Genomic DNA, 8390 nt, shown 5'->3' on the forward strand with positions numbered 1-8390 from the left:
GATTCCTACGGCCTGCCCGCCGAACGCCCCACCGCTCGCGCCGCCGCCCCGGTGTGTGACGACTGGTCCGATTTCACCGTCCGGCTGACCTGGGCGCTGACCACGCTGCCCTGGGACAGCGTCCTCAGCCTCAGCACCCCGCACCCCGGGCCGGATCCGTGCTTCGTGCAGTTCCTGCACGGCCGCCGGCTGCACAACGAGGCCAGTGGCTGGGACGTGGCCGGACTCGGCGCGGGCGAATTCGACCGCCGCATGACCGCCCTCGGCTGGACCTTCGCCCCGCAGAGCGGCGCACTCATCTGGGAGGGACCCGAGGCCCACACCGGCTACCATCCCCGCCTGGCGGGCATCCCGCAGCGCACCGTCGCCACCTTCCGCACGGTCTTCACCGTCCGCCATCCCCAGGACCTGGTCTTCCGCGCCTTCCGCAACGGCAGCCGCGACGATCCCGACCTGCGCTACCTGGACCGCGAACTCGGCGTACCCCGCGACGTCCGCTAGCCCGGCGCGCGCCCGCCGTCAGCGCGCCCGCTCAACCAGGCGGGAGAGGTTGGCCGCCAACCGCTCCCGCACCTCGCCATCCGCCACCACACCGTCCGGCCCCACCGCGTCCCGCGCCACCGTCACGCGGGCGCACGCCGCGTCGACGATCTCGGCGCCCACGTACCCGAGCGCCGTGCGCAGGCTCGCCACCGCGCCGTCGCCGCGCCCATCGGGCGCCACGTTGATCCAGGCGACCGGCTTCTCGTTCAACTCCCCGCTGCCGACCACCCATTCGAGCAGATTCTTCAGCGACCCCGGCAGCAGCCCCGCGTACTCCGGCGTACAGAACAGCACCGCGTCCACGGCTGCCAGACGCCGCCGTAACTCCGACACCGCCTCGGGCGCGGGCGCATCCCCGGGCACGAACTGCGGCAGGTCGACCAAGCCCGAGTACAGCTCGGTCGAGACGTCCTCGGGTGCGATCGCCTGAACGGTCCGCAGCGCGGCGGTATTGGTGGAGCCGTCGCGCGTACTGCCCGATATCAACAATATGGTCGGTGTCGAATTCACCTCCCTGCCAACGCGGCACGCGACCGATCTATTCGCCGCGCGGACCCGACGCGGCGCGCCGGGCAGTGGCGATGATGGCGTCCTTGCGCAACAGCGCGACCGTGCGGCCGATCTCACGCACCGGGCGCGGCAGCACTCGGTGCACGGTTCGCACCAGCACCGCCCAGGCACGGAGCAGCGCCTCGTCGCGCGCCGTCCATTCCAGGCCGAAGAGCTCACGTGCGCGCGGCGGCAGGACGCCGGTGTTCACCCAGGTCGCGAACGGTCCGACAACGCCCCACATGATCGGCCGCCACAGCAGGGCGGGCATACCCGCCGGCGCCGGTGGGCGGCGCAGGGTGGTGAGCACGTCGTCCACGCTCGGGTGGTGTTCCAATCGCTCGGTCAGCATGCGGTCGAAGAACCGGTCGAAGTCCGGCACGCCGGCCGGGGCGTCGCGGTCGCGCAGGCCGGCCAGCAGGGCGGCCTGCCGCCAGCCCTCGTACAGTTCGACTTTCTCGGTGTGGGACAGTCCTTTTCCGAAGCGTTCGGCCACCACCGTGCTGGCCCAGTAGGCGGTGCCGAGCACCCAGAAGTACGCCTCCGGTTCCCAGGCGTGATAGCGGCGGCCCGCGTGGTCCACGCCGGTGATGCCCTTGTGCATGGCGCGGATGTCGCGCCCGTAGGCGGCGGTGTCGTCGCCGTAGAAGGCCAGGGCGATGGTCGGCCAGTACGAGCGATCGAAGCGGCCCAGCGGGTCGGTGGTGTAGACCGAGTGCTGTGCCACGCCGGAACCGATGACCGGGTGGGCGACCTGGAGCAGCAGGGCGCTCGGGGCCAGCATGATCAGTCGCCAGTCGGCGGCGTAGCGGGCAGTCGGCGAGTCCGGCGCGACTCCCCGGCGCGCGGGTTCGGGGTCGTCGGTCGCGTAGATTTCCGACACGGGGCTGGCCATGGCAACGCCTCCACATTGAGGAATCATTTGTGTCCAGAAAGGTAGGTTTCAGGAAACAAATGTGTCAACATTCGGCGGCAGTGACGCGGACCACCATGTCGGAGCCGCGTCGATGAAGGCGACCCGGCGCTACGGCGGGATCGCGGCCGACGAGCGGATGCGCGGGCGGCGCGAGCAGCTGGTCGACGCCGCCATCGAGGTGATGGCACGCGAGGGAGCGGGCGCGCTGACCGTGCGGCGGGTGGCCGCGGCGGCGGGCCTGTCGACCCGGTTCGTCTACGAGAGCTTCGCCGATCTGGACGAACTCACCGCGGCGGCATTCGACGCCGCCGCGCGCGAGCTGGCGCAGACGGTGCACGCCGCGGTGCGTGGCACCCCGCCCGACCGGCACGCCCGCATCACCGCGGTGGTGGAGGCCATCACCGACTTCTTCCTCGGCCAGCCCGCCAAGGGCAAATTCCTGTCCACCAAGGCATACGGCCATCCCGGCAGCGCCCGGCGCAGACTGGAGCGGTCGGAGGACTATGTGACCGCCTTCGCGACCATCCTGGCCGGACTCGTCGCGGGCACGCGGGCCGAGGACCGGGCGGTGGTACTCGCCGCACGCTTCCTGGTGGCGGCCTTCGGCGAGACCATGACCGCCCTGGCCTACGGCGAAACCCCTTACGCCCGAGACGAATTCGTCCACGACAATGTGGAGCTGATGCTGGGCGCCCTCGACGGGCTGGACCGGATCGCCGCGCGGGGTCAGTCCTCGACCAGCACCAGCTCGTAATCGCGGAAGTGCGCGGCCAACTCCAGTCCGGCGTGCTCGAGGGCCGCGCGCACGGTGGCGTCGTCGAACTCGAAGACGCGCAGCATGGCGACGGTCGGGAAGCGATCCTGGATCTCGGCCAGCAGCGCCACCACGAGACCGGCCAGGCGGTCGGAGTCGACATCGGCGTAGGAGATCTGTTCGCCGGTGTTGATGTAGGCGATGTCGTCGATGATGGTGGCGGTGATGGTGGCGATCGGATCGGTGGCCCCCTCACCCAGCAACGCCACGATGAACAGATTGCCGGGCGGCTCGGTGGACTCGGCCTCGGCGTGCAGAATCCACTGGTCGGCGGCGATGGCCCCGGCCCCCTCCGGCGATTCCCAGCTGCCCAGCTCGGCGGTCCACAGCCGGGCCACCTCACCGATGACATCGGCCTCCAGCAGTGCGGCGGCCTGCCCCTCCGGACCGGTGTCGGACCCCTCCCAGCGCAGCACGCGGTAGCCCGCGCCCTGGGCGTGTCCGGCGGCGGAGGCGATGAGGGTGGCGAAGACTTCGGTCTCGTCCGGCGTGGCGGGCGTGTCGTCGGTGTGTCCGAGGCGGATGGAGCGCACGAGCCGATCGGCGTCGATGACCTGGACCCAGGCGTCGCGGGGTCCGGCGGCGCGCAGCTCCGCCCAGCCGAGCAGGCGGCCGTCCGAGCGGGCGGCAATGGTGCCGAGCAGGTCGGATGGCTGGTCGAGGGCGACGTCCTCCAGTTGGAACAGTCCCGCCGCTCCCGCTAGTTCATTCGCCAGGCGCAGGCCGGTACCTGGGTGCCGGTCCCACTCGAGTGCCATATCCATAGCCGCACAGTAGACCGACCAGTAGCTGTTGAGTAGCTACCGCGCGGTCGGTATTACATTTCGAGACCGGTGTGATCAGGCCGAACGCAGCGCCTGGGTGGGGCAACTGTCCACCGCCAACAGGGCCACCTCCCGCTCGGAATCCGGCACCTCGGCACACCGCACGGCCACCCGCTCGTCATCGCCCACCCGGAACAGCTCGGGCGCGACGGCTTCGCACATGCCGTGCCCCGCACAGCGGGTGAGATCGGCCTCGATCCTCATGCGCCGAGCCGTTCCAGCCGCATGGGCAGCCCGTCGGCGGGCAACGGCCCGGTACCCGCGATGAGCGGCACCCGATACCCCGGCGGCACACTCCAGCGGTACGCCAGCAGCATGCGGTGCAGCACCGCTTTCACCGTCATCCCGCCGAAGTAGAGGCCGATGCACTTGTGCGCCCCGCCACCGAACGGCGCCCAGGCGAAGCGGTGCGCGGCGTCCTCACGATGGTCGGCGTCGAAGCGCTCCGGCTCGAAGGCGTCCGGATCACGCCAGAACTCCCGCTGCCGCATCATGGTGTACGGCCCGGTCATGACGAGCGTGCCCGCAGGGACGAAGTGGCCCGCGATATCGGTGTCGGCAATGGTCTCACGGGCCTGCTGGGCCACCGGTGCGTACATCCGCAGCGCCTCCTTGAAGGCCAGGTCCAGACTCGGCAGCCGGGCCAGGTCGCCGTAGTCCAGATCTGCCTTGCCCAGGGCGCGCGACTCCGCCCGCAGCCGCTCCTGCCAGTCGGGGTGCCGGGCCAGCTCGTAGGCCAGCATGGCGATGGAGATGGCGCTGGTGTCGTGCGCGGCCATCATCACGAAGATCATGTGCGCGATCACGTCGGCATCGGTGAGCCGGTGCTCGGGCATGGTCGCCACCCGGGCGAGGACGCTGAACAGATCGGCGGCCTCCCCCGCGCGCCGCCGCGGTAGCTCGCGCCGGAAGTACTCCTCGAGCATGCGCCGACCGCGCAGGCCACGATGCCACACCCCGCCGGGGACATCGGCCCGGATCATGGCGGTGCCGCCGTGCACGGCGTCCTCGAACGCCCGCGACAGCCGGTTGCTCTCCGGGCCCAGTTCCGCGCCCGCGAAGACGGCGGTCGCCTGCTCCAGCAACAGCCGTTTCACCGCGTCGTAGAGCCGGAAGTCCGGTCCCGGCCGCCAGTCCGCGATGCCCCGAGCCAGCAGTGGCGAGGTGAGTTCGAGGTAGCCGTCCAGGCGCGGCCGCGTGAAGACCTGCTGCAGGATGCGGCGATGGTAGAGGTGATCGTCGAAATCGCGCAGCAGCAGGCCGCCGCGGAAGAACGGGCCGATCAGGAATTCCCAGCCGCGCTGCGCCGAGAACACCCGATCCCGGTCCAGCATGACCTGCTCCAGCGCCTCCGGGCTGCCGACACCGACGATCGGACGCCCGAAGCCACCAGCCCAGTTCACCGGCCCGTAGTCCCGTAATCGCCTGCGGGAGAAGTCGATCGGGTCGGCGAGCGAGCTGAGCATATAGCCGATCCACGGTGGCCCGAAATCACCCATGACCGGTTTCAGGCCGCTGCCCGGCGGGGGTGTCGCCAGCGGGCGGGGCGGTGACGGATAACGCTTCGCCACCCCGCCGACCGCGCGCTGTAACCGCTGATTGAGCCGGGCCCGCAGCTGGCGGGCATGGCCGACCGGATCCCGGAAGTCCCGGGGCACAAGGAGATTCATCATCGGTCTCCCTTCGAGATGAATCTCACAGTACCGGAAACGATGGTTTCCGTAAACAGTCGTTTCCCGATAAGTGTGCCAAGCTGGTCGGTGTGAGGCGGGAATTCGGCGGGACCTATCGCGGAGCGACCACCGACGAACGGCGCGAGCAGCGCCGTCGCCGCCTACTGGACGCCGCGCTCGACATCATCGGCACCCAGGGGCTGTCCGCCCTCACCGTGCGCGGGGTCTGCGAGCAGGCCCGGGTCGGGCCGCGGTTCTTCTACGAATCCTTTCCGGACCTGGACGCGCTCGCCGGCGACCTGCTCGACGAGATCCAAGGCGCGGCACTCGATTCCGCGCGCGCCGCCATCGCCGAGACCGAGGGCGACCAGGCGGACAAGATCAGGGCCGGGGTGGCGGCGCTCATCGTGGCGCTCACCGACGATCCGCGCCGCGCCAATATCGCGCTGGCGCAGGCGCACGGCACCGAGGGCCTCATGCGACGGCGCTTCGAGGGGATGCGGCGGGTCGCGGCGGTGATCATGCAGGAGGCCCGGCTGCTACTCGACATTCCCGAGGGCGAGGACAACGCGCTCACCGCCCTGGCCCAGCTGATCACCGGCGGCGCGGCCGAACTCATGCTGGTGTGGCTGGACGGCGGGCTGAAGGTGGAGCGGCCCGTCATGATCGACGTGGTCGCCGACTATGTGGTGGATATGGTGGACCGGCTGCCCGCCTTGGCCGAGAAGCTGGAATCCTGAACGGTTTTCAGCAGCGCACCCCGGTGACCGCGAAGCGCTCCACATCGGTGACATGGCCTCCGGTCGCGACCGCCACCGTGAGCGTGCTCGGACACGAGGCATCGACGGGGACCGTCGCCGACCACGGCATATCCGTACCGCCGGCGGGAATCCGGCCGACCGTGCCCACCGGCTGCTCGCGGCCGAGCTGGCGGACCTGGATGTCGAGGCTCTCGTCCACGCCGGAGATGCGGCCGCCCACCGTGATCGGCGAACCGACCTGCGAGCCGTACGGCGGGGTGGTGAGGGTGAGGGTGCGGTCCTCGGTGCCGACCACCTCCCACGGCGCGTCCGGACCGCTGCCGAAGCGCACCAGGTGCAGCACGGCGGCGGGCAAGCCGACGTGGCCGGGATCGTCGGGGCGGGCGTAGCCGACGGTGATCCACGCTTCGTCCTCGCGGTACTGGGTGTTCACCACCCGGTCGACACTGCCGTAGCCCAGGTACTGCTGGGTGAACGTGAGGGCGACGGCGGGGGCGTCGAGATGCCACGGCTGATGACCGCCCGCGCGGTAGGCGCGCTGCCAGTCGGCGGCGTCGGCGGCGGTGGCGAAGGGCCACAGCGGCTGATAGGCGAAATGATCCGGGTCGGACGGAGTGGTCGGGGCGGCCGGGCCGGACGCGGAAACTCCGGGCTGCGACGTTCCCGACCCGGCATCTCCGGAGCCGGGTGCGGTGGTCGGCGCGACGGACACGGTTCCCGGGGTGGGCCGCGCCGACGTCGCGCCGTCACCGGAATCGATTCCGTCTCGACTCACCGCGAACAGCACCGCCGCCGCCGCGAGAACGACCGCCACCCCGGCGATCGCCAGCGCCAACCCCGCACGGCTCCCGCCGGAACTGTTCGTGCTCATGATTCAGCATGCGCCCGATTCGCCGGAAGCGCTCATCATTCCGCCCGGCGCACCGCCGATCGGAACACACGCGCCGGGTCGAAGGCCACAGGTCGCGGGCGCGGGTCGCCAGCCACGGGACGCAGGCCACCGGCCACAGGTGCAGGACGCAGGCGCAGGCGCAGGACGCACGCAGGACGCAGGCGCAGGACGTAGGCCACCGGCGTAAGCGCAGGACGTAGGCCACCGGCGCAGGCGCAGGCGTAGACGTAGGACGCCGGCGCAGGCGTAGACGTAGGACGCCGGGGCCGCGCGTGGCCGGGGCAGGTCGCGTACCGGCACGCACGTCGGAGCGCCGGGGCTGGGAGTGCTGGGCTCGGCGGAGCGGCGCGTGGCCGGGATACGCTGCGCGCGTGACTCCACTGCTGCACCGATCGCATCCGGAACTCTCGCAGACGCTGCCGCATCTGACGCTCGGTACCCGGCCGACACCGGTGCGGAGGCTGACGGCGTTGGGGGCCGGGGCGGACCTGTGGGTGAAGGACGACAGCGCGTTCGGGGACGGCGGGTGGGGCGGGAACAAGGTGCGCAAACTCGAATGGCTGTTGCCGGATGCGCTGCGGCGGGGTCGGCGCACCATCGTGACCGTGGGCGGACTGGGCACCAACTGGGGGTTGGCGACCGCGCTCTACGGGCGCGAGCACGGCCTGAAAACCGTACTGGCACTGGTGGATCAGCCGGTGGACGACCATGTGCGGCGACAGTTGGAGCGGCTGCGCGCCTCCGGGGCGGAGCTGCGGTTCACCCATACCAGGGCGCGGACCGTACTGGCCGCGCCCCTGCTCCTCGCGCGGCACTTCTCGGGCATGCGCCCGCCGTATCCGCTCCCGGCGGGCGGTTCCTCCCCAGTGGGCGCGCTCGGCTATGTGGAGGCGGCGCTGGAACTGGCCGAGCAGGTGCGGTCCGGGGAGCTGCCCGAGCCGACCCATCTCGTCACCCCGGTGGGGTCGGGCGGGACGGTGGCCGGGCTGGCCCTGGGCCTGCGGCTGGCGGGGCTGTCCACCCGCGTGCTCGGCGTGGTCGTGAACGATACCCTGCGCCTGGACCACCGATCGCTCACCCGCCTCGCCCACCGCACCGCGCGCCTGCTCCGCCGCCGCGGTGCGCGCCTACCCGAAACCCGCACGCCCACCGACAATCTGGAGATCCTCACGGACTGGCTCGGCACTGGCTACGGCCACCCCACCGCCGAGGGCGAGGCGGCCCGACGGCTTGCCGCCGACCTCGAACACCTCGAACTGGAACCCGTCTACACCGCCAAGGCCCTGGCGGCCCTATTGGAACTCGACGCCCGCGGCCACTTCGACGCCGGACCGGTCGTCTACCTCAACACCAACGGTCCACGGTAAGTGATTCCGGCCGACACGCAGGCCCGCGCGGCGGTAGCCCGGAACCGGCCC

10 protein-coding genes are annotated in these 8390 nt (G+C 71.2%); 4 read left to right on the plus strand and 6 right to left on the minus strand.

The features are described 5' to 3' along the window. The coding region (locus QK444_RS27230) for a hypothetical protein (protein WP_282785009.1) at positions 1-501 on the plus strand (501 nt) is incomplete at its 5' end. A gap of 18 nt (positions 502-519) precedes the next feature. On the opposite strand, the gene QK444_RS27235 is transcribed toward QK444_RS27230, so the two are convergent. Both QK444_RS27235 and QK444_RS27240 read right to left on the minus strand, forming a co-directional pair. Next, the gene (locus QK444_RS27235) at positions 520-1053 is read right to left on the minus strand and encodes an NAD(P)H-dependent oxidoreductase (protein ID WP_282785010.1); all 534 of its coding nucleotides are present in this window, start codon (positions 1051-1053) and stop codon (positions 520-522) included. A 28-nt stretch (positions 1054-1081) separates the two neighbouring features. Beyond that, complete coding sequence (locus QK444_RS27240; protein ID WP_282785011.1) at positions 1082-1987, minus strand: oxygenase MpaB family protein; 906 nt, start codon at positions 1985-1987, stop codon at positions 1082-1084. A gap of 61 nt (positions 1988-2048) precedes the next feature. Between QK444_RS27240 and QK444_RS27245 the strand changes: the two genes are divergently transcribed. After that, positions 2049-2762: a TetR/AcrR family transcriptional regulator gene (locus QK444_RS27245; protein WP_282785012.1), complete on the plus strand. Its 714-nt coding sequence runs from the start codon at positions 2049-2051 to the stop codon at positions 2760-2762. On the opposite strand, the gene QK444_RS27250 is transcribed toward QK444_RS27245, so the two are convergent. From QK444_RS27250 to QK444_RS27260, 3 genes are all read right to left on the minus strand, one after another. After that, positions 2735-3586 carry a hypothetical protein gene (locus QK444_RS27250; protein WP_282785013.1) on the minus strand — a complete coding sequence of 284 codons (852 nt, stop codon included), beginning with the start codon at positions 3584-3586 and terminating at the stop codon, positions 2735-2737. The genes QK444_RS27245 and QK444_RS27250 overlap by 28 nt on opposite strands. Before the next feature lie 75 nt (positions 3587-3661). Continuing rightward, positions 3662-3850 (minus strand): ferredoxin, encoded by a 189-nt coding sequence (locus tag QK444_RS27255; protein WP_282785014.1) that lies wholly within the window; start codon positions 3848-3850, stop codon positions 3662-3664. Next, a complete protein-coding gene (locus QK444_RS27260) occupies positions 3847-5319 on the minus strand; it encodes a cytochrome P450 (RefSeq protein ID WP_282785015.1) in 1473 nt (490 codons plus the stop codon). The genes QK444_RS27255 and QK444_RS27260 overlap by 4 nt, the downstream gene beginning before the upstream one ends. An 89-nt stretch (positions 5320-5408) precedes the next feature. On the opposite strand from QK444_RS27260, the gene QK444_RS27265 reads away from it, so the two are divergent. After that, positions 5409-6059 carry a TetR/AcrR family transcriptional regulator gene (locus QK444_RS27265; protein ID WP_029932274.1) on the plus strand — a complete coding sequence of 217 codons (651 nt, stop codon included), beginning with the start codon at positions 5409-5411 and terminating at the stop codon, positions 6057-6059. Positions 6060-6066: 7 nt separating this feature from the next. Here the strand turns inward: QK444_RS27265 and QK444_RS27270 are convergent, their stop codons facing one another. Further along, positions 6067-6951: a hypothetical protein gene (locus QK444_RS27270; RefSeq protein WP_282785016.1), complete on the minus strand. Its 885-nt coding sequence runs from the start codon at positions 6949-6951 to the stop codon at positions 6067-6069. Positions 6952-7343: 392 nt separating this feature from the next. On the opposite strand from QK444_RS27270, the gene QK444_RS27275 reads away from it, so the two are divergent. Further along, entirely contained in the window at positions 7344-8339 is a 996-nt protein-coding gene (locus QK444_RS27275) for a pyridoxal-phosphate dependent enzyme (protein WP_282785017.1), read from the plus strand. Positions 8340-8390 lie beyond the last annotated feature (51 nt).

Source organism: Nocardia sp. CC201C (assembly GCF_030010695.1).
Classification (GTDB): Bacteria; Actinomycetota; Actinomycetes; order Mycobacteriales; family Mycobacteriaceae; genus Nocardia; species Nocardia otitidiscaviarum.